17 protein-coding genes and 1 pseudogene are annotated in these 21731 nt (G+C 65.4%); 3 read left to right on the forward strand and 15 right to left on the reverse strand.

Annotation, left to right across the window (positions count from 1 at the left end):
* Positions 1-53: 53 nt before the first annotated feature.
* A complete protein-coding gene (locus tag IV498_RS13230; protein ID WP_269047305.1) occupies positions 54-2639 on the reverse strand; it encodes an ATP-dependent Clp protease ATP-binding subunit in 2586 nt (861 codons plus the stop codon).
* A 185-nt stretch (positions 2640-2824) separates the two neighbouring features.
* Here IV498_RS13230 and IV498_RS13235 point away from each other — a divergent pair, with 185 nt between their 5' ends.
* Positions 2825-4051 carry a THUMP-like domain-containing protein gene (locus IV498_RS13235; protein WP_269047307.1) on the forward strand — a complete coding sequence of 409 codons (1227 nt, stop codon included), beginning with the start codon at positions 2825-2827 and terminating at the stop codon, positions 4049-4051.
* Between the two features lie 37 nt (positions 4052-4088).
* On the opposite strand, the gene IV498_RS13240 is transcribed toward IV498_RS13235, so the two are convergent.
* Positions 4089-4919, reverse strand: a complete 831-nt coding sequence (locus tag IV498_RS13240; RefSeq protein WP_269047309.1) for a shikimate 5-dehydrogenase — start codon at positions 4917-4919, stop codon at positions 4089-4091.
* A gap of 200 nt (positions 4920-5119) precedes the next feature.
* Here IV498_RS13240 and IV498_RS13245 point away from each other — a divergent pair, with 200 nt between their 5' ends.
* A complete protein-coding gene (locus IV498_RS13245) occupies positions 5120-6268 on the forward strand; it encodes a glutamate--cysteine ligase (protein WP_269047310.1) in 1149 nt (382 codons plus the stop codon).
* Positions 6269-6322: 54 nt separating this feature from the next.
* On the opposite strand, the gene IV498_RS13250 is transcribed toward IV498_RS13245, so the two are convergent.
* The 10 genes and pseudogenes from IV498_RS13250 to IV498_RS13295 all read right to left on the reverse strand — a co-directional run bounded on the left by IV498_RS13250 (position 6323) and on the right by IV498_RS13295 (position 14942).
* Positions 6323-6499: a CsbD family protein gene (locus IV498_RS13250; protein WP_269047312.1), complete on the reverse strand. Its 177-nt coding sequence runs from the start codon at positions 6497-6499 to the stop codon at positions 6323-6325.
* Positions 6500-6577: 78 nt separating this feature from the next.
* Positions 6578-7696 carry a tRNA (adenosine(37)-N6)-threonylcarbamoyltransferase complex transferase subunit TsaD gene (tsaD, locus tag IV498_RS13255; protein ID WP_269047314.1) on the reverse strand — a complete coding sequence of 373 codons (1119 nt, stop codon included), beginning with the start codon at positions 7694-7696 and terminating at the stop codon, positions 6578-6580.
* Entirely contained in the window at positions 7693-8139 is a 447-nt protein-coding gene (rimI, locus tag IV498_RS13260; protein ID WP_269047350.1) for a ribosomal protein S18-alanine N-acetyltransferase, read from the reverse strand. Before rimI ends, tsaD begins: the two co-directional genes overlap by 4 nt.
* Positions 8140-8171: 32 nt before the next feature.
* Positions 8172-8861, reverse strand: a pseudogene (gene tsaB, locus IV498_RS13265) (tRNA (adenosine(37)-N6)-threonylcarbamoyltransferase complex dimerization subunit type 1 TsaB).
* A gap of 9 nt (positions 8862-8870) precedes the next feature.
* On the reverse strand, positions 8871-9329 hold the full coding sequence (tsaE, locus tag IV498_RS13270; protein ID WP_269047352.1) for a tRNA (adenosine(37)-N6)-threonylcarbamoyltransferase complex ATPase subunit type 1 TsaE: 459 nt from the start codon (positions 9327-9329) through the stop codon (positions 8871-8873).
* A 68-nt stretch (positions 9330-9397) separates the two neighbouring features.
* Complete coding sequence (alr, locus tag IV498_RS13275; RefSeq protein ID WP_269047316.1) at positions 9398-10564, reverse strand: alanine racemase; 1167 nt, start codon at positions 10562-10564, stop codon at positions 9398-9400.
* Between the two features lie 9 nt (positions 10565-10573).
* On the reverse strand, positions 10574-11674 hold the full coding sequence (locus tag IV498_RS13280) for a carbohydrate kinase family protein (RefSeq protein ID WP_269047318.1): 1101 nt from the start codon (positions 11672-11674) through the stop codon (positions 10574-10576).
* Positions 11675-11744: 70 nt separating this feature from the next.
* Positions 11745-13091, reverse strand: coding sequence for an ABC transporter substrate-binding protein (locus tag IV498_RS13285; RefSeq protein WP_269047320.1), 1347 nt, complete (start codon positions 13089-13091; stop codon positions 11745-11747).
* A gap of 77 nt (positions 13092-13168) precedes the next feature.
* Complete coding sequence (locus tag IV498_RS13290) at positions 13169-14077, reverse strand: carbohydrate ABC transporter permease (RefSeq protein ID WP_269047322.1); 909 nt, start codon at positions 14075-14077, stop codon at positions 13169-13171.
* Entirely contained in the window at positions 14064-14942 is an 879-nt protein-coding gene (locus IV498_RS13295; protein WP_269047324.1) for a carbohydrate ABC transporter permease, read from the reverse strand. The genes IV498_RS13290 and IV498_RS13295 overlap by 14 nt, the downstream gene beginning before the upstream one ends.
* A 136-nt stretch (positions 14943-15078) precedes the next feature.
* On the opposite strand from IV498_RS13295, the gene mshA reads away from it, so the two are divergent.
* Positions 15079-16317, forward strand: coding sequence for a D-inositol-3-phosphate glycosyltransferase (gene mshA, locus IV498_RS13300; protein WP_269047326.1), 1239 nt, complete (start codon positions 15079-15081; stop codon positions 16315-16317).
* 68 nt (positions 16318-16385) lie between these two features.
* On the opposite strand, the gene mgrA is transcribed toward mshA, so the two are convergent.
* From mgrA to treY, 3 genes are read right to left on the reverse strand one after another with little or no spacing between them, the layout of a single operon-like run.
* On the reverse strand, positions 16386-17423 hold the full coding sequence (gene mgrA / locus IV498_RS13305; protein WP_269047328.1) for an L-glyceraldehyde 3-phosphate reductase: 1038 nt from the start codon (positions 17421-17423) through the stop codon (positions 16386-16388).
* 26 nt (positions 17424-17449) lie between these two features.
* Entirely contained in the window at positions 17450-19261 is a 1812-nt protein-coding gene (treZ, locus tag IV498_RS13310; protein WP_269047329.1) for a malto-oligosyltrehalose trehalohydrolase, read from the reverse strand.
* Positions 19258-21723 (reverse strand): malto-oligosyltrehalose synthase, encoded by a 2466-nt coding sequence (gene treY / locus IV498_RS13315; RefSeq protein WP_269047331.1) that lies wholly within the window; start codon positions 21721-21723, stop codon positions 19258-19260. The genes treZ and treY overlap by 4 nt, the downstream gene beginning before the upstream one ends.
* Positions 21724-21731 lie beyond the last annotated feature (8 nt).

Raw genomic sequence — 21731 nt, forward strand, 5'->3', positions numbered from 1 at the left:
GACGACGGCGCCCGCAAGAGCGCCGTCGTCGTCGGCTGGAGTGCGGGCCCCGGTTATGCGGCCAACCGGGCCTCGATGGCAGAGGTTACCCGCAGTTCGCCGTCCTCGACGCTGACGGCGACCCGCCCGCCGGATTGCAGCTCGGCGCTGACCAGCAGTTCGGCGATCCGGTCGTCCAGCTCGCGCTGGATCACTCGGCGCAGCGGCCGGGCGCCATACTCGGGTTCGTAACCGTGGTCAGCAATACAGGCGACGGCGTCCTCGGTGATCTCCAGGCCGATGTCCTGGCTGGCCAGCCGGGCCTCGGTCTTGCGCAGCTGCAGCCGAGCGATTGCCTGCAGTTGCTCCGCCTCAAGCTTGCGGAACAGCACAATCTCATCGATCCGGTTCAGGAACTCCGGGCGCATCGTCTCGCGCAGCCGGCCCATAACCCGGTTCCGCAACGCTTTTCCATCCCCCACGGCATCGCCGGCGCCGAAGCCCAGAGGTGTGCCGCGGCTGGCCAAAAATTCCGATCCCAAGTTGGAGGTCATGAGAATCACCGTGTTCCGGAAGTCCACCGTCCGGCCCTGGCCATCGGTCAGCCGGCCGTCGTCCAGGACCTGCAGCAGCAGATTGAACACATCGGGGTGCGCCTTTTCCACCTCGTCCAGCAGGACGACGGTGTACGGATTGCGCCGAACCCGTTCGGTCAGCTGGCCAGCCTCGTCGTAGCCCACGTATCCGGGAGGAGCACCCACGAGCCGACTGACGGTGTGCCGTTCGCCGAATTCGCTCATGTCGAAGCGGACCATGGCGGTCTCGTCGCCAAAGAGCGACTCCGCGAGCGCCTTGGCAAGTTCGGTTTTACCCACACCTGTCGGTCCGAGGAACAGAAAGCTGCCCACCGGGCGTCCGGCATCTCCCATGCCAGTGCGGTTGCGCCGTACGGCCTTGGCGATCAGCCCCACGGCGTCGTCCTGGCCAATGACCCGCCGGCGCAGCTCCTCCTCCAGCCGGGCCAGGCGCTCCCTGTCACCTTCGGTCAGCCGTGCCGCCGGGATCCCGGTGGCCCGCGCAACGACCCCGGCGATTTCGGCTTCGCCAACCTCGGCGTTGACCGGCTCGGCACCAGCGGCAAGCTGGGCGTTCACCGTGCTGATCTGATCCCGCAGCCGCGAGGCTTCCTCATACTGTTCGGCCGCCACCGCCTCGTTCTTGGCTTGCTCGAGGGACTCCAGCTCCGTGCGCAGGCCGGCACTGTCGGGCTGCGGGCCCCGCCGCAGGCTCAGCCGGGCGCCAGCCTGGTCGATCAGGTCGATCGCTTTGTCGGGGAGGAAGCGATCAGCGATGTAGCGGGCTGAAAGTTCGACGGCGGCGCGGATCGCGGCATCGGTGTACCGCACGCCGTGGTGCTCCTCGTACCGGTCTTTGAGCCCCGTCAGAATGCGCACAGCATCCTCGATGCCCGGTTCGCCGACCCGAACAGGTTGGAAACGGCGCTCCAGCGCGGGGTCCTTTTCCACTGTGCGGTATTCCTTCAGCGTGGTGGCCCCCACCAGGTGCAGGACACCCTGGGCCAGCCGCGGCTTGAGGATGTTTCCAGCGTCCATCCCACCCTCGCCGGACCCACCGGCACCAACTATGGTGTGCAGCTCATCAATAAAGACGATGAAGCCGTCGGCATTCGCCGCAATCTCGTCCAGCGTCTGTGTCAGACGCTCTTCGAAATCACCGCGGTAACGCGTTCCGGCGAGCATTGCCGGCAGGTCCAGGGAGATCACCCGCTTGCCGCGCAACTGTTCGGGCACATCATCGGCGACGATTGCCTGGGCCAGTCCTGCCACAATGGCGGTCTTGCCCACACCCGCCTCGCCGACCAAAACGGGGTTGTTCTTGGTGCGCCGGGCCAGGATCTCAATGGTCTGTTCAATCTCGGCCGAACGGCCGATGACGGGGTCCAGCACTCCGGCACGGGCCAGGGAGGTCAGATCGGTGCCGAACTTGTCCAGCATCGGCGTCGCGGTGGCGCCGGACTGGGTGGCGCCGGACTGGTGGGCGTCGGTTTGGGTGGCGCCGGTTTGGTCGGTACCCGAGTCGCTGTCCTGCAGACTCTGCGGAGTAATGCCGGCGGTCGCCAGCACTTGGTCAGCCGGCATCTCCTGATTCAGGACGAAGGCATAGAACAAGTGCTCGGGGTCAACGTAGGTGGAGCCAAAGGCGCGGGCCACCTGGTAGGCGTCAAACAGGGCGCGCTGTGCCGAGGACGTGAGCGACGGCGCAGAATGCGCTCGTTGATCCTGCTGCTCCGAAAGGTTTTGTTCGGGCAGTCGTTGCCCGGGCAACCGCTGTTCGGGCAGGCGCTGTTCGGCTGCCGCGGAAATGGCGGCGGGATCAGCCCCGGCCCGCCGGATATGGGCGGCGATGGCCTCCTGCTCCAGCAGCGCACGCAGGATGTGCAGCGCATCAAGTTCGCTGTGGCCGTGCTGCGCGGCGGACTCCGCGGCCATACCCAGCACCTCATGCGTGCCGCGGCTCAGCAGCCGGGTGATGTCGATCGGGCGCCGGGTCTGGGCGGCTCGTTGTCCTTGCAGGTAGCGGGCCAGGAATTCGTCGAAGGAACCGCTGCCGGAACCCGCAGGATTGAAAAACGTAGGCATTTGCTCTCCCGATAGTTGAGTGTCTTCGACTCAAGTTAACGCATGGCCTGCGGCTTTATTCCATCCGGTATGTCCGCGCCGACCTCCACGCCGACCTTCCGCCGACCTCCACGCCGATCTCCACGCCGATGTCCCGCTTTCTCTCCCCACCGGACCAGGTCCGCCGCACGGCTAGGCTTGGAAGCATGGCACCCGACGCAATTGCTCCCCTGCTGACATCCGATGGCTGGGAACTGCTGAACTCCCTGGGGCCCTACGATGAACGCGACGCCTTCAAAGTCAACGACACACTGCGCAGAGCCGGTCACTCCCCGGAACTCGTCTCGGCGGTCCTCACCCAGTCGAGGCTGCGCACCCGCGCGGAGTCAAAGTTCGGCGAATTTGCCCGGCAGATGCTCTTCACCCAGACCGGGTTGGAACAGGCAACCCGACTGAATGTGGCGGCGCAGCACGCGCACCGGTTCGCGGCCGCCGGAATTCATCATGTGGCCGATCTGGGCTGCGGGCTCGGCGCGGACTCGCTGGCGATGTCCAGCCTGAACATCCAGGTCACCGCTGTGGAACAGGACGAAACCACAGCGGCCTGCGCAACCCTGAACCTGATGCCGTTCCCCAGCGCAACCGTCATCCAGGCGGATGCTCTCGCGGTTGACCTGGCTGGCGTCGACGGCGTCTGGCTGGACCCAGCCCGGCGCAGCACGACGACGTCGGGCACCACCCGGCTCTTCGATCCGGAGGCCTTCTCCCCGCCATTATCCTTCGCAGAGTCATTAGCCGGCCGCGGCCTGGCTGTGGGGGTCAAGATGGGACCCGGCATCCCGCATGAATCACTGCCCGCTGGCTGCGAGGCACAGTGGGTCTCGGTCGACGGCGACGTCGTCGAAGCGGCGCTGTGGTTCAACGCCCTGGCCCGGGATGGAATCTGCCGGAGCGCACTGGTCATCTCCAAGCAGGGCACGGCGGAAATGACCAGCCCGCTGCCCTATGCGCCGGGCGCCCAGGATGTTGCCATCGGTTCGGCTGCGGGATACATCTATGAACCGGACGGCGCAGTGATCCGGGCCGGCCTGGTCGCCGATCTGGCCCGCACGCTGGGCGGACACCTGCTCGATGAACACATCGCCTACATCTGCGCGCCGAAGCTGGTCGATACACCCTTTGCCCGCGCTTATCGGGTGCTGGAAGTTAAGCCCTATAACGTCAAGGCGCTCAAAACCTGGATCCGGCAGAACCGGATCGGAGTGCTGGAGATCAAAAAACGCGGAACCGCTGTGACCCCCGAGGAGCTGCGCAAACAGCTGCTGACGGGCTCGGGCAAGGGACCCAACAAAGCTACCCTGATACTGACCCGGGTCGGCGAGAACCGCATCGCCATCGTCGTCGAGCCCCTCACCCCCCGCCCTCCCAACTAGGTGACAGCAGATGCACTCATTTGGCGTTTTGAGTGCATCAGCTGACACCTGGTTGGGAGGAGCGCGAGAATTCGGAGGCGGCCCGCACCTGCTCGTCGGTCGGGCGGACCCCGGTGTACAGCACGAATTGCTCCACGGCCTGGATTGCGATGACCTCCGCACCGGTGATCACCGGCTTTCTGGCCGCGCGTGCCGCCCGGACCAGGGGCGTCTCGGCCGGCAGCGCGACGACGTCGAAGACCACCTGTGCGGCCGTCACGGTGGCGTCGTCGAAGGACTGCACCTCCTCGTCGGATCCTGCCATGCCAAGCGGGGTGACGTTGATCAACAACCCGGCTGTCCTGGAGCCAACCTCGGTGGCCCAGCCGAATCCGTACAGCTCCGCCAGTGCCCGTCCGGCGTCCTCGTTGCGGGCCACGATGGTCACCTGCCGGAACGAGGCGTCGCGCAGTGCCGCGGCGACCGCCTTGGCCATCCCGCCGGACCCCCGGAGCAGGACTGTCAGTTCCGGGTCCACCTGATGCTCCGACAGCAGCCTGCGGATGGCTATGTAATCGGTGTTGTATGCCGTCAGGACACCGTCGTCATTGACGATGGTATTGACGGAATCGATGGCCCGGGCCGAGGGGTCCATCCGGTCCACCAGGGCAATCACCGACTCCTTGAAGGGCATTGACACCGCCGCACCCCGAATGGGCAGGCCACGGATCCCGGCAACCGCAGCGGCCAGGTCCACCGGGGCGAAGGCCTTGTAAATGTAATTCAGGCCAAGTGCCTCGTACAGATAGTTATGGAAGCGCGTGCCGATGTTGCTGGGCCGGGCGGCGAGGGAAATGCACAAGGTCATATCTTTATTCAGGATAGGCACCCGTCCATTGTGCACCGGCGGCCGCGGTTGCGGAACGCCGCGTCTGCCTGCATTAGAATTAGTCGGTATCCCGGCACGTCTGCCGCTGGTTTCCCTGTCCAATTCCCGTTTGACCAGTCCCCAATTGTTCCAACCCCAGTTGATCCAAATCCCTATAGACGCAATTCCCACTCGACCCCATGCCCGATGGAGGAGAGCCCATGCAGATTGACTTCACCTCATCGGAACAATCGACCCTGGGAGTCGAGTGGGAGCTCGCCCTGGTCGACGCCACCACCGGCGGACTGGTGCCGGTGGCCGCCCAGGTCCTGTCCGCCGTGAATAAGGCGCATCCGGAACTCGCCGCGGACGAGGAGCACCCGCACATCAAGCAGGAGCTGCTGCTGAACACCATTGAACTCGTCACCGGCATCTGTCACACAGTCTCCGAGGCCAAGGCGGACCTCGCGCGGACCATGGCGACGCTGCGCGAGGCCACCGACCCGCTGGGCGTTGAGCTGCTCTGCGCAGGGTCCCATCCGTTCAGCCTGACCCGGGAACAGGCGATCACGGACAAGGAACGCTACGCCAAGCTGATAGATCGCACCCGGTGGTGGGGCAGCCAGATGGTGATCTACGGTGTCCATGTGCACGTGGGGCTGGATAACGTGAACAAGGCCATGCCGGTGCTGGACGGCCTGGTGAATTATGTGCCGCATTTCCAGGCCCTGTCCGCCTCCTCACCGTTCTGGAACGGTGAGGACACCGGCTATGCCTCGCAGCGCTCGCTGATGTTCCAGCAGCTGCCCACTGCCGGTCTGCCCTTCCAGTTTGCCCGCTGGTCCGAATATGAAGCCTATGTCCAGGACATGTTCACCACCGGAGTGATCGATGCAATCAGCGAAATCCGCTGGGACATTCGTCCGGTTCCGGCATTGGGAACAATTGAAATGCGGGTCTGCGACGGGCTCTCCACCCTGGCCGAGGTGGGCGCCATCGCGGCCTTCACGCAGTGCCTGGTGGACGACTTTTCCCGCACGCTCGACGACGGCGGCACGGTTGCGACGATGCCACCATGGCATGTGCAGGAAAACAAGTGGCGGGCGGCCCGCTACGGGCTCGACGCCATCATTATTCTGGACGCGGCCGGCAAAGAGCGGCTGGTGACGGACCATCTTTACGACGAGCTCAACCGTTTGGAGCCGGTGGCCAGGCGCTTGGGCTGTCCTGATGAACTCGCGGATGTGGAAAACATTTTGCGCAACGGTGCCGGCTATCAGCGCCAGCGCGCGGTGGCGCAGGCCAACGGCGGGGACCTGCACGCCGTCGTCGACGATCTGATCCAACGGCTGCGTTCCGGCGCCAGCTGAGGAACGGGCAGGGGCGCGGCCCCGCTGGACCGCGCCCCGCCGTTGAGGCCTTCGTCAGTCTTTTTTGAAGGCGTCCTTGACCTTTTCGCCGGCCTGCTTCAGATCAGCCTTCGCCTGGTCGCCCTGGCCTTCGGCCTTCAGTCCGTCGTCGTTGGTGGCCTCGCCGGCCGCCTCTTTGCCCTTGCCGCCCATCTTTTCAGCGGCATTATCGATCTTGTCACCCAGACCCATGATTGCTCCTTACGGTTGGTGCAGCCCGTCGGCGGACGCCGGCCGGCCACACCTCAATCCTAACCACGGCCACACGGTTCAGAGGCTGACGGTGTCTACGGGCATGGAGGAATCCGGGGCAAAGGAGATGCCACTGGGGCCGACGCCCCGCATCACCAGCTGCGCCCCGAGGGCGGCCACCATGGCTCCATTGTCGGTGCAGAGCGGCAGTTTCGGCACCACCAGGTCGATCCCGGCGGCGGCGGTCCGTTCCTGCGCCAGCGCGCGGAGCTGTGAGTTGGCAGCCACTCCCCCACCCAAGAGCAGGGTGGTCAGACCCTGTTCCCGACAGGCCAGGACCGCCTTGGCGGTTACGACGTCGAGTACGGCCTGCTGAAAACTGGCCGCGATGTCCGCCAGCGGCGGTTCTTCTCCCCGCTGCTCGCAGCCCTCCACGGCACGTGCGACGGCGGTCTTTACTCCGGAGAAGGAGAAGTCGTAGCGGTGCGGTCCGGGAGATTGGGCCGTGCCCATGTATTTCGGGGCGGTCAGGCCTCGCGGAAAGGCGATGGCGTCCGGATTGCCGGATCGTGCCAGCGCATCGATGGCCGGGCCACCCGGATAGCCCAGCCCGAGCAACCGGGCCACCTTGTCGAAGGCCTCGCCGGCGGCATCGTCGATGGTGGCTCCGAGCAGTTGGACGTCGCCGGCAATATCGCGGATCCGCAGGATTTCGGTGTGTCCGCCTGAGACCAGCAGAGCGCCCAGGTCAGCCGGCAGTGGATTACGCGGCTCCACGCTCAGCGCCTCATCCAGCAGGCCAACCCCGACGTGGGCCACCAGATGGTTGATCGCATACAGTGGTTTGCCGGTGGCCACGGCCAGGGCTTTGGCGGCGCTCACCCCCACCATCAGGGCCCCGCCCAATCCCGGTCCACTGGTGACGGCGATGGCGTCAATCTGGCTCAGCGTCACGCCGGCCTCCGCGAGAGCCTGCTGGAACGTGGGAATGATCGCGTCCAAATGGGCGCGGGAGGCGATTTCGGGGATAACGCCGCCAAAGCGGACATGTTCGGCCATGGAGGAGGACACGGTGTTGGCGAGCAGCCGCGTTCCGCGGACTATGCCGACGCCCGTTTCGTCGCAGGAGGATTCGATGCCCAGAATCAGCGGTTCGGCGCTGCGGTGAGCTCCGGTGCCGGGAGATGGAATGTTCATGTGCTTTCCTGCCCGTTGGTTGCCAATTCGAGCCGCATGATCAAGGCATCTGCTCCGTCCCGGTAGTAGCGCGGCCGCCGGTGGATCTGCTCAAAGCCAAACCGCAGGTAGAGCTGCTGGGCACGCGGATTGTCCACCCGGACTTCCAGCATCACGTTCCCGGCCCCACGCCGGACCGCCTCTGCGAGCAGTTCCCGCAGCAGCGCGCTGCCTATTCCTTGACCCTCACACTCCGGCACCACGGCGATGGTCTGCACGTCGGCAATGGGCTGGATGTACATCAGTCCTGCATAACCGACGATCCGGCCTTCCAGCTCGGCCACAACGTAGAGGCGGGTCTGCGGCTGGGACAGCTCGTCCAGGAACATCTGCTGCGGCCAGTAGTCCACCGGAAACAGCGCACATTCCAAGGCCCAGACGATCGGCACATCGGCCACGGTCATCCCCCGGAGTTGCCATTCGGCGGCGGAGGCCTTCACAACGCGCGCTTCCTTGGTCCCGGAACCTTGGCGTCGGACTCGCGCAGGTACAGCGGCGTGCTGTCCGGCAGGTTCCGGCCGGCGTTCAGGAGTCCGACGGCGAACAGGCCAAGTGACGCCGCGGCCGGCTGCGCCGCGCTGAAATCCGGATCCACGGCGCTGCCATTGGCCCTGAACACCTCGGCGTACAGGCCCGCGCCCCTGCCGAAGACCGGCAGCGGCGGAAGGCCGGCGGCCGGGCCGACCTCCGGCCCCTGCAGCAGTTCACCGCCGGCGGAGTAGCGGGCCCACTAGACCTCCTTGCGCCGCGCGTCCGTGGCGATGATGAAATCCGACTGCGCCGGAGCACGTCGGGCCGCAATCACGTCCCAGGCCAGCGCGTGCAGACTCATGGCACCGTACAGCGGAACATTCCAGGCAAATCTCAGCGTCCTGGCCACCGCGATACCGGAGCGCAGGCCGGTGAAGGGGCCGGGCCCGACGCCGACGACGATGGCATCGAGCCGCGGCCCCTGGACGGTCGGGTCCTGGAACAGTGAGCTGATGCCCGGTGCCAATACTTCGGCGTGGCTGCGGGTGTCCTCGGTGGCAAAGCTGGCTTTGACTTCGGTTCGGTGCGGTTCTGTTCCGGTGGACAGAACCGCCGCGCTGGCAATGGCGGAGGTATCGATGACGAGAATCAGCACCAAGCCAGCCTATTGCACGGTTTCGGCGAGCGCCGAAAGGTCGACGACGGCCCAGCGCGGTCCCACAGCGTGGATCCGGATCACGCGCGGTTCGTCGTCCTCGAGGGCAGCGTCCGCCCCGGCCACTCCGGTGCCGCGCTGCAGCTCGATCTCCAGACGGCTTTCGGCCAGGTGTTCCACCAGCCCGGCCCCCCACTCCACCACTGTGACGGCGCTGTCGAGGGTATTCTCCAGGTCAATATCATCAATTTCGGTCGGAGACTCCAGCCGGTACGCGTCCACATGGACCAAGTCGGGTCCGCCGGGGTTGGGACCATCGGGCAGGCTCGGGTGGATCCGAACCAGGACAAAGGTGGGCGAGATAATGCCGGACCGCACGCCAAGCCCGCGGCCGAGGCCCTGGGTGAACGTGGTCTTGCCCGCGCCGAGCCCTCCCGTGAGCACCAGCAGGTCACCGGCGCGCAGCATCCGGCCCAGCCGCTCGGCGAGAGCCTGAGTAGACTCTGCGGTGCGGGTGCGCACTTCGCAGCTCCGGCTCACGTGGCACGCTCGTGAAGGTAAACCCGTGGGACGCGGCCGCTGATCCGGGTGACGATTTCGTAATTGATGGTCCCGGCCGCTGCCGCCCAATCGTCGGCGGTGGGGCCGCCGTCGTCGCCCGGGCCGAACACGACGGCCTCGGCCCCGAGGACCGATGCCCCATCCGCCACCGAGGCACCGGGTCCCAAATCCACCACCATTTGGTCCATCGCTATCCTGCCAACCACCGGATAGGTGATGCCGGCAATCCGGACCGGGCCACCGGTGGCAACGCGCGGAATGCCGTCCGCGTAGCCGAGGGGAATGAGTGCCAGCGTGCTGGCGGCGGGGGTGCGGTAGTTCAGGCCATAGGACACGCCCTGGCCGGCGGGAACGTCCTTGCATTGTGCCACCCGGGTCTTGACCGTCATCGCCGGGCGCAGGCCGAGATCGGCCGAATTCTGGCCGCTGAAGGGCGACAGGCCGTAGATGCCCAGTCCGGCGCGCACCATGTCGAAGTGCGTGTCCGGCCGGGAAAGAATGCCCGGCGTGTTGGCCAGATGCCGGACTTCGACGTCCACTCCGGCATCCTCGGCCACCGCCACTGCCTCCCGGAACCGCTGCAGCTGCAGATCGGTTTCCCCCCGGTGCGGCTCGTCGGCGACGGCAAGGTGCGAAAACAGGCCAACCACGCGCAGCAGGCCCTGGTCCTGGTATTCCATGGCCGCTCCCACCAGGGAATCCCATTGCTCCGCGGTGCTGCCGTTGCGCCCAAGCCCGGTGTCGATCTTCAAATGCACCCTCGCCGGGCGCTGCTGCTCGCGGGCCGCGGCCACAATGAAGTCCAGCTCCCAGCCGGAAACGCCAAGGTCAATGCCGGCGGCCAGCCCGGCGCCAAAATCGCTGGAGGGAGTATGTAGCCAGGCCAACACCGGGGCGCTGATGCCGGCCGCGCGCAGGGTCAGCGCCTCGGAAAGAAGGGCCACGCCCAACCATGCCGCTCCCGCTTCCAATGCGGCTTTCGCGACCGGGATCATGCCGTGACCGTAAGCATCGGCCTTGACCACGGCCATCACCTTCGCCGGTGCGGCAATGCCGGCCATCCGGCGCACATTGTGCCGGATGGCATCGAGGTCAATCAGGGCCTGGCGTTCGGGTCCGAAGGGCAGATCAGCTAAAGTCACTGTTCCATTTTAGGCGTCGGATTGATGCGCGATGGTTGCCGTGGCCCGGCGCACCGCCTCCGAGGGCAAATCCGAGATCACGTCCTCCAGGAAGGCATAGCGCCGCAGCCAATGCTTGCGCACACCCTCACGCTTGGTGTGCATCCGGTTCCACCAGTCCGCCACGTCGCCCCAACCGGGAGCGGCCAGCGATCCCCCCACCTCCTGGACGGACAGCGAGGCGCACAGATTGGCGAAACTCAGCCGGTCCGCCAGCTTCCAGTTGGCCAGGCAACCGACGATGAAGGCCGCGCCAAAACAGTCCCCGGCGCCGGTGGGATCAAAAGCATTCACCGGCAGGGCCGGCACCCATTCCTCCTCCCCGGTGAGCGAATCCACCGCGAGCGCACCCTGCGCGCCGGCGGTGACGACCGCAACCGGGACCTTATCGGCCAGCGAATACAGCGCGGCCCACGGGTCTTCGGTCCGGGTGAAGGCCATGGCCTCCACCGCGTTGGGCATGAACGCGTGGAAATTTTCCAGTCCGCGCAGGGTTTCCCGGGGCCAGCGGCCGCTGGCATCCCAGCCGACGTCGCCGAAGAGTTTGGTGCCATTGCGGGCGGCCGCGAGCGCCCATGGCTCCAGGTTCTCCTCCAGGGTCACGACGGCGGCACGGGCCGACGGCGGCGGGTCGCCGATCAGCTCGGAGGCGGTCAGCGGCGACGTATGCCCATGAGTGACCATGGACCGGTCCTGGTGCACGGACAGCGAGACAGTCACGGGTGAATGCCAGCCCTTGAAGCGCTGCGAATGCGAGAGGTCCACGTGCTCCTGGTCGCGCAGGATCTCCCAGTTGAAGTCTCCGTAACCGTCATCGCCAAACGCTGCTGCCAAGGTCGTGTTCAGACCAAGCCGGCTGGCCGCGATGGCCTGATTGGCGACACCGCCCGGGCACGAACCCATTCCATCGGACCAGACCTCGGTGCCCGGTGAGGGCAGGTCCTGCAGCCCGGTGAAAATGATGTCCAGGAAAACGTCCCCGGTCAGTATCAGGTCAAACCGCGGAGCCTGGGGACCCCGCTGACTCGCCAGCGGGTCGAAACGGCGCGGTGGGCGGTCGCTTGTATCCATACACGGCACACTACTTGAAGCCAGCCCATTCGTCGCGTGGACCGCCCGGAGCTACTGGGTCATGGGGCAGTTACTGGGTCATGGCTGCGTTGGCGGCGTCCTGTGCCTTCTGAAGTCCTTCCTTCACCGGCGTGCGGCCAAGGAAGATTTCATTGAAGATCGGCTTCCAGGCGTTGGCAGCGGCCCCGTAATTGGATCCCACCGGCGCGCTGATGGTCTTGCCCTCCGCTGCCTTGGCGAACTGGCTGGAGTCCACACCCTTGGCCTTCCAGAAATCGGCGTAGGAACTCTGCGCCGCCGTGACGGCGGGCACCGCAGCGCCCTCGGCGCCGATGAACTTTGAGCCTTCCGCCGAGCCGAGCCACTGCAGCACCTTCAGCGTTGCATCCTTGTGGGTGGTTTTGGCGTTGGCGGCGGCCACGATGTTGTTCACCACCGACACCCGGCCCTCCGGTCCGGCCGGGATTGGCGCAATGGCCCAGTCGAATTTGGCTCCGTCGGAGACGTTTTTCAGGTTGTAAGTCCCGGACTGGAACATGGCCACATGGCCCTGAATGAACTGATCGCGCAGGAAGTCGCCATTGTCATTGGTGTTCGCCGCCCCCGGGGAGACATGGTATTTATTGATCAGATCCACAACATATTGGAAGGCCTGAGCGCTCTTGTCCGAGGCGAAAACGAACTTCTCGCCGTCCTGGAAGGCGCCGCCATTGGAGCCGATGAAGTTGTAGTAGATCGCCTGCAGGTCCTGGCTGGCGTTGTAGCCGTACTGGACAATATGGTCCTTGTCGAAGCTTGGATCGTCAGCGGTTTTGCCGTTCGCGTCGAGGGTCAACTTCTGCGCCGCCTTCAGGAAAGTGTCCTTGGACGGATCGGTGGGGTTCCAGGACAGATCGCTCGGATCCACCCCGGCCTTGGCGAGCATGGCCTTGTTGTAGTAGACGGCAATGCCTCCGTCAGTCAGCTGTGGCACGCCCCAGAGTTTACCGTTGCGGGTGTACTGATCGACGGCGGCCGGAACCCAGCCGCTTTTTTCCGAATCGAACTCAGAACCGATTTCCAGCAGGCTCCCGTTGTCCGCATAGGGCGCGAAATACGAACTGCTGACCCAGAAGATGTCATCGGCGTTACCACCGGAGACATCCGTGCGCAGCTTGTCGAAGTAGGTGCTGAACGGCTCCAGTGTCGTCTTGACCGTGATGTTGGGATTCTTGGCTTCGAATTCCTTGAAGGATGCCTCATAAGCCTTCTGGACCTGTTCGTCCCACAGCCGCACTGTGACGGTGGTGTTGGGGCCGGAACTGCCGGCGGTGCTGCCCTTGTCCGCCGCAGGGGAACATCCCGTCGCCGTCAACGCCAGCACGGCCGCACCCAAGGCCGCAGTCGCCGTCGCCCCTTTACGCCAAAAACTTTTCATCGATGGTCCTTTCCCGCGGCCGCCGGATTCTCCGGTGGACGTCCCCTAAATAAATCCGGCTCTGCCCGAATTCAAGCTTATTTGAATCCGGTGATGGCGATGGAGGAAATAATGTTCTTTTGGAAGACGGCAAACAGCACCAACAGTGGCGCAAAGGCTACCGTGGTGGCGGCCATCACCAGCGTCCAGTTCCCGTTGTATTGGGACTGCAGGCCGGCCGTCGCCACCGTAACGGTCTGCCAGGTCCTGCCGCTGGTGATAATCAGCGGCCAGAGAAAATTATTCCAATGACTGACCACGGTGATGATGGTCAGGGTGGCCAGAATGGGCCGGCTCAGCGGCAGCACGATGCTCCACAGGATGCGCAGGGTTCCGGCTCCGTCCAGCCGCGCGGCGCTTATCAGGTCCTCCGGAATGAAGCGGAAGTATTCACGCAGCAGGAAGATCGCGTAGGGAGAGCCGAAGACGAACGGCAGTACCAGTGCCCAGAAGGTATTACGCAGGCCCAGCTGGGACAACACAGTGTACAGCGGAATGATGGTGACCACCTGGGGCACCATCAGCGTCGCCAGGTACACCCAGAACAGCGCGTCGCGCAGCCGGAATTCGATCCGCGCGAACGCATAACCGGCGAGGACCGAAAACCCGAGCTGGCCGACAACTATGACGACGACGACCTGTGCCGTCACCGCGATGGGTGCCCAAAAGTTGCGGTCATCGGAGAACAGCTGCAGGAAGTTTTCCCCGGTGACAGGGCTGGGCAGGCTCAGCGCCGGTTCACTGGCAAACTGGCCCGGTGTCTTGATTGCCGTCATCAGGCTCAGGACGAACGGGGACACAGTCAGGAGGAATCCGGCCACCAGGAAAAGGTAGGTTCCGATGGCGGCCGCGGCGCGCGGGCGGCCGGGCCGGATCCGGCGCTGCCGCGTCAGATCCGGCGTCGACGGTGGCAGCGGCTGCGCCGGGGTCAGCTTAGGAGAGGTCATAGGTAATCCTCTTGCGGAAGTAGAGCTGCTGAATCAGGGTCACGGCAACCAACAGCACGAACAGCACCAGTGCCATCACGGACGCGCGGCCCAGGTTGAAGGACTGGAAGGCCTCCCCATAGATCCGGGTGGCAATCACGTCCGTTGTTCCCTGCGGACCGCCGTTGGGCGTGAGCGCATAGATGCTGTCGAACGCCTGGAAACTGCTGATGATGCCCGTCACCAGCACGAAAAACATGGTGGGCCGCAGCAGCGGCAGCTTCACCAGCCAGAACGTCTGCCACGGCCCGGATCCATCAATCCGCGCGGCGTCCAGGATCTGCGCGGGGATGGCGGAAAGGCCCGCCATGAAAAACAGCGTGACGTAACCCACCTGGGACCAGATGCTCACCGCGGCCACTGCCGGCAGCGCAAGCGCGGGATCGGTCAACCACGAGGTATTGGTGCCCAGCACGGCGTTGAGGGCTCCGCCGGTGGGAGCAAAAATCCATTTCCACACCACGCCCAGGGCCAGTGGGGCACAGATCCAAGGAATGACATAGATCACCCGGAAAAAGCCGGACCCGGGCAGTCCCCGAGTCAGCAGTGTGGCGGAAAACAGGCCCAGGGCCGTCTGCAGCGGAATCACCAGAAGCACAAAAAGAACTGTAACGGTCATGGAGCGCAGGAAAGCGGTGTCCTGGAAGACTCTGACAAAGTTTTCCAGACCGACAAATTTTGCCGGGCTGAGCAGGTTCCAGCTGTTCAGCGACAACCAAATCACCACCAGAATGGGAAAGATCAGGAAGGCCAAAATGCCGAATAGACTGGGTGCCAGCAGAAGGTAGCCGATTCCCGCTTCCCGCCGGGCGCGTTTGCTGGCCATCGAAGGTCCTCCTCTCCGGCTCCATTGAACGGGCAGCATTGATTTGCTTCCCATAGTAGATTCAACCGCATAATTCGAAGATCCGTGGTTTCCGGCGCACCCCGCCGCGGATCGAGTCGGCCGAAGGGAGCTTACCGTGCAGCCGATCCGACGCATCGCCATGTTGTCGCTGCACACCTCTCCCCTGGAGCAGCCCGGCGGAGGTGACGCTGGAGGCATGAATGTTTATGTCCGGGCGCTTGCACGCGAACTGGCCGCGGCCGGCGTCGAAGTTGAAATTTTCACCCGCAGCACGCGGCCAGGACAGCCCGCCGTCGAGGAACTGAGTGAGGGCGTGCTGGTCCGGCACATCGCGGCCGGACCAGCCGGCAAAGTGGCGAAAGAGCAACTGCCGCGGCTGGTGGACGACCTTGCCAAGGGCATTGGTACCGTGTTGGGCGGTTCAACCCGCAACCGTTTCGACGCTATTCATTCGCATTACTGGGTTTCCGGGATGGTTGGACTTCTGCTGGCCCGGGACTGGCAGCTGCCGCTGGTGCACACCATGCACACCATGGCCAAGGTGAAAAATCACCACCGCTCCTCCGGCCAGAGCGAGGAGCCGGGCGCCCGAGAGGACGGAGAGCAGCGCATAGTCCGCGATGCCAGCCGGCTTATCGCGAACACTGCTGCCGAAGCGGCCGAGCTGGAGAGCCATTATCACGGCCGTCCGCAGCGGATCGACGTAATTTCGCCAGGCGTGGACCTCGCCATCTTCCATCCTGGTTCCCGGGACGGTTCCCGCCGCCAGCTGGGCATCAACCCTGGTGTTTTCCATGTGGTCTTCGCCGGCCGCCTGCAGCGGCTCAAGGGTCCGCACGTGCTGGTCAAGGCGGCGGCCCTGCTGAGCCGGAAACGTCCGGACATCCGGCTGCGCGTCAGCATCATCGGATCACCCAGCGGCGCGGAAAAATATGACCTCCCGCGGCTGATCCTCGAACATGGCCTGGAGCACGTCGTGACGCTGGTTCCTCCGATGGCTGCCAGGCAGCTGGCGGACTGGTACCGGTCGGCGGACGTGGTCGCGATGCCGTCGTCGAGCGAATCCTTTGGCCTCGTGGCTCTGGAAGCCGAAGCCTGCGGAACGCCGGTCCTCGCCACCCGCGTGGGCGGACTACCCAGCGCCGTCAGGGACACCGTTACCGGAGTGCTGGTCGACGGGCGGGACCCTCAGGACTGGGCGAAGGCTCTTGGCACCCTGCACGACGAGCCACGGGAACGTGCGGACCTCGGCCTGGCCGCGGCACGCTTCGCACAGGACTTCGGCTGGGAACACACGGCCCGGCGCACTCTCGCCAGCTACGACCGCGCCATCGCCGGCCCTCACATCCCCTAACCCCTCCGCGCCGAACCCCAGCAGAATCGCTGGGGTTCGGCGGGGTTGCTGGGGTTTGGCGCGTCCGGTTAGGGCTGGGCCCAGAGGTTGATGTCGGACTCGACCGCGAACTCGTCGATGGCGGTGAGCTCATCGGAGCTGAAGCCGAGGTTGTTGACGGCCGAGAGCGTGTCCTCCAGCTGGCGGACACTGGAGGCACCGATGAGCGCCGAGGTCACCGCGGAACCCCTCGGCTGGTCCCGCAGGATCCACGCAACCGCCATCTGAGCCAGCGTCTGCCCTCGCCCGGCGGCGATCTGGTTCAGGCCACGGACACGATTCATCTTTTCCTCGGTCAGTGCCTCTTCGGAAAGGAAACGCTCCTTGGCGGCGCGTGAATCCGCCGGCACACCCTTAAGGTAGCGGTCCGTCAACATACCCTGGGCCAGCGGAGAGAAGGCGATGGATCCCGCCCCCACCTTCTCCAGCGCCTCATACAGGTTCGGCGAGCCGTTTTCTGTCCAGCGGTTAAGCATTGAGTAGGACGGCTGGTGAATCAGCAGCGGCGTGCCGAGGTCGTTCAGGATCCGGGCGGCCTCCAGCGTCTGCTCGGGCGTATAGGAGGAGATCCCGGCGTAGAGTGCCTTGCCGGATCGGACCGCCGTATCCAAGGCGCCCATCGTTTCTTCCATCGGGGTCTCCGGATCCGGCCGATGGCTGTAGAAGATGTCAACATAGTCCAGTCCCATCCGCTGCAGCGAGGCATCCAGGCTGGAGAGCATGTACTTGCGGGATCCCCACTCCCCATACGGCCCGGGCCACATGTAGTAGCCGGCCTTCGTGGATATAACCAGCTCATCCCGGTACGCCCCCAAGCCGTCCTTGAGGTGCCGCCCGAAGTTCGTTTCCGCCGAGCCGTCCGGGGGCCCGTAATTGTTCGCCAGGTCAAAGTGGTTCACGCCCAGGTCGAAGGCGCGGCGCAGAATGGCCTGCTGCTCCTCGAAGCGTTTGTCGTCTCCGAAGTTGTGCCAAAGTCCCAGCGAAACGGCCGGCAGTTTCAGGCCGCTGCGTCCCACCCGGCGGTACGGCATCGATTCATAACGGTTCTCAGCTGCGCTAAAGGTCATGTTCGCCATTGTGCCACTTCCGCCGGTCAGTCCCGCAGCACCGCTGCGGACCAGGCCGGCAGCAGCACTCCGTCGCCGTCGTGGCCAACGCCGTCGGCTGTGGCCAGCAGGACGGAGGAGTAACCGGCTGGAATCCTGCGCGGCTGGTCCGAGAAATTAAAGGCGACGCTGATGCCGCCGCCCGAATCTCCCCGGTGCAGCACCAGCCAGCGCTCCGGTTCGGAGTATTCGACGCCGACGGCGGCAAATGACGGAGCGGTCAGCTCCGGTGTGCTTCGGCGCAGCGCCAGCAGCTCCCGGTAGAGGGCCAACAGCCGGCCTTGTTCCTCTCCGGCAGCTTCGCTCCAGTCCAGTTTGGAGCGCCGGAAGGTTTCGGGGTCCTGCGGATCCGGCACGACGGCGGGATCCCAGCCCATGCGGGCGAACTCAGCGATCCGTCCCTCCGCCGTCGCCTTGCCGAGCTCGGGCTCGGGATGGGAGGTGAAAAACTGCCAGGGCGTCCGGGCGCCGTATTCCTCCCCCATGAACAGCATTGGAGTGAAGGGCGAGGCGAGGTTCAGCACCGCCGCGAGCGCCAGATGATTGTAGTCCAACGTTGCGCTGAGTCTGTCCCCGGTGGCCCGATTGCCGATCTGGTCATGGTTCTGGATGCAGACCACCAGCTGCCAGGTCTGCTGGTGCAGCAGGTCCAGCGGCCGGCCGTGGTGCCGGCCGCGGAAGCTGGAGTAGGAACCGTCGTGGTAAAAACCCTTGCTCAACACCTTCGCCAGTGCCCCGATGGAGGCGAAATCCGCGTAATATCCCTCTGTTTCCCCTGTCACGTTGACGTGGGCCGCGTGATGGAAGTCATCGCTCCACTGCGCGCTTAGCCCCAAACCGTGAGCCGGACGGGGGCGGATCAGCGACGGATCATTGAGGTCCGATTCGGCCACCAGGAACAATGGTTTGCCCAGCCGGACCGCGAGGGCGTCCGTGGCGGTGGCCAGCTCCTCCAGGATGTGCACCGCCCGGGTGTCCCGCAGGGCGTGAACGGCATCCAGCCGCAGCCCATCGACGTGGAAATCACGGAACCACATCAGCGCGTTATCCACGATGTAACGGCGCACCTCATCGGAGTCCGGACCGTCCAGGTTAAGCGAGTCGCCCCACGTGTTGGCGGAGCCCTGCGTCAGGTACGGACCAAAGCGCGGCAGATAGTTACCGCTTGGACCCAGATGGTTGTACACTACGTCCTGGATGACGCCCAGCCCGCGCTGATGCGCCGCGTCCACCAGCCGCTGGTAGGCTTCCGGGCCGCCGTACTCCTCCTGCACGGCGTACCAGAGCACCCCGTCGTAGCCCCAGTTGTGCGTGCCGTTGAAGGCGTTGACCGGCAGCAGTTCGATGAAATCCACGCCCAGGTCCACCAGATAGTCCAGCTTCGCCACCGCGGCATCGAGGGTTCCCGCCGGGGTGAAGGTGCCAATGTGCAGTTCGTAGATCGAGCCGCCGGCCAGCGGCCTGCCGGTCCATTTCCGGTCCCCCCAGAGGTAGCCGCCGGAATCGAAGGTCCTCGACAGCCCATGCACACCGTGCGGTTGACGGCGGGACCGCGGATCCGGAAGCGGCTCCTGCGAGCCGTCCAGCAGATAACCGTAGTCCACCTCGGCGCCGGACGGCGCGCCGCCCTTGGCCGAACCGCCGCTGGCCGAACCGCCGCCGGCCGAGCCGTCCTGCAGTCCCCACCAGCCGCCGTCGAGCCGGTCCATCGGTAGGGTTTGCCCGTCGGCCAGCACGGCAACGGTGTCAGCGTCCGGAGCCCAGACGTCGAAGCGGCTCATGATCTCCCTGCGGCTCATCGTTCTCCCTCATCAGTTCCGTAAACCAGCAGCGCCACCGGATAATCGGTTAGGATCGTCTGCACTTCGGCTCGGCCGGCCGGGTGCCGACGCCCGGTCAGCACATCGGTAGCAGGCTGCAGCAGTTCGATGGCGGTCTCCCGCCAGCCGCCGGCGTCCGCCAACCGCCCGGACAGCCGGGTGGCCAGCGTGAGCGCTCCGCCGCGGTCGAAGCCAATCAGGTGCTCAGCGGCCGGCCCCGATGCCTGCACCGGCCGATAGCCGGAAAAGAGCTCCGGACGGGTCCGCCGGAGCCGCAGTGCAGTGGCGGTCACCAGCAGTTTGGTGTCCTCGGCATCCGCAGCGGGCCGCTCGCCGCCGTCAAGGCCGCTCAGCAGGCGCTGCCGCAGCGCAAAGTCCACCTCCCGCCGGTTGTCCGGATCGGTGAGGGACTGCTCCCACAACTCACTGCCCTGATACACGTCCGGCACACCGGGAATCGTCAGCTGCACCAGCTTGGCGCCCAGCGAATTAGCCGTCCAGGACGGCCGGGTCCGCGCCACGAAATCGGTCAGCAACCCGGCAATTTCCGGCTGCCCGTAGACGGCGTCCACCAACTGGGTCAGACTCTGCTCAAAAGCCTCATCCGGATCGGTCCAGGTGGTCGAGTTACCCGCTTCACGCGCCGCTTTTTGGGCGTAGCCGAGCAGCCGATCCCGATTCAGCGGCCAGGCCCCGACTATGGATTGCCAGAGCAGATTCTCCAGCGGTCCGTCCGGCAGGGGGGCCAACTGCCGCAGCCGGGTCAGCAGTTCCTCCCACTGCTCCGGCGCCTCGGCCAGGACCGAAATCCGGGCCCGGGTGTCCTCGCCGCGCTTCGTGTCGTGCGTGCTGAGCGTGTTCATGGTCAGCGGCTCACGCTCCTGGCGCTCGGCCATAAACCGGTGGAAGTCCGCTGCGCTGACGGACCACTGCGCCGGATCCGCTCCCACCTCGGTCAGCGAGGTGAGCCGGGTGTAACGGTAAAAGGCACAATCCTCCACGCCCTTGGCCATCACCATGCCGGAGGTCTGCTGGAACCGCACTGAGAGTTCCAGCGCCACCGGATCCTTCCCTGCCAGCAGCGGGAGCAGAAGCTCCACCGCGGTCTTCAGTTCCGGACGACGGCGGCATGCGGCCGCCGCTGCCGTCTCCAGTTCGGAGCGGCCGAAGGGGAGATAGCTGCGGTAGACATCGAAGCTGCTGATCAGCTCCGCCAGTGCATCCACCGCCACGTCCTGGGCGATTGGTGTGCCACCCGGAATCAGCCGGGCCAGGCGCCGGACCTCCGAGTTCAGGATTCCGTCCGCCACGGCACGTTTGGTGCCGTGGATCAGCTTCGAATAGTCACACGCAGCGCCGTTGCGCAACCGGGTGTCCAGAGCGGTCAGCGCCTCCTCGCCCTGTGGGTCGACGAAGAGCCGATCCAGCTGAGCCAGCGCGTCGTATCCGGTAGTGCCCTCGCAGCCGAAGTCCGCGGGCATCCGTTCCCCCGGTTCCAGGATCTTCTCCACCAGCAGGTACGCGCCGCCGGAGGCTGCTTTGAGCCGTTCCAGATAGCCGGCAGGGTCGGCCAAACCGTCCGGATGGTCCACGCGCAGGCCATTCACCCAGCCCTGCTCGACCCAGCGCAGGATCTGTGCGTGCGATTCATCAAAGACCCATGGCACTTCCACCCGGATGCCGGCCAGCGTGTTGACCGCAAAAAACCGGCGATAGTTCAGGTCATAATCGGCGCGGCGCCAGTCCACCAGTTCGTAGTGCTGGCGCCCGTGCACCAGCCGTGCCCAACTCCCGCCACCGCCGCCGCCACCGCCGCCACCGCCGCCGCCGCCACTGCCGCTGCCACTGCCACTGCCACTGCCACCGTCGCCGCCGCCGCCGTCGCCGTCGCCGGAAGTTTCCGCCGCGGATGCCGGGGCGTCCTCGAAGGTCCCGGGCGCCAACGGAAAACGGTGGTCGTAGTAGTGCAGCTCCGCCTCGCCGGATGGGCCGGACAGCACCACCTGCAACTGGTCAAGGTCATCGGCCGAGCCCAGCACCGGGAGCCGGACTTTTCCCCCACCGGCATCCCATTCCACGTCAAAGGCTTCCGCGTACCTGGACCCGCGGCCCTCCTTGAGCAGCGACCACCACCAAGGATTCTGTGCCGGGGTGGCGACTCCCATGTGGTTGGGCACAATATCGAGCAGGATTCCCATCCCGGCCCCATGCGCCGCATCCGCGAGGGCCGCCAACTCCTCTTCGCCTCCCCGCGCCGGGTCCAGGAGGGAGGGATCCACCACGTCATAGCCGTGGTCGGATCCTTCCTCGGCCTTGAGCAGCGGCGAAAGATAGAGCCAGTCCACCCCCAACGCCGCCAGGTAGGGCACCTGCTTCGCCGCATCGGCAAGGGTGAAGTCGGACCGGATCTGCAGCCGGTAGGTCGAGGCGGGCGTTTTCATGGCACATC

The sequence above is a fragment of the Paenarthrobacter sp. Z7-10 genome, from assembly GCF_026932795.1.
In the GTDB taxonomy this organism is placed as follows: domain Bacteria; phylum Actinomycetota; class Actinomycetes; order Actinomycetales; family Micrococcaceae; genus Arthrobacter_M.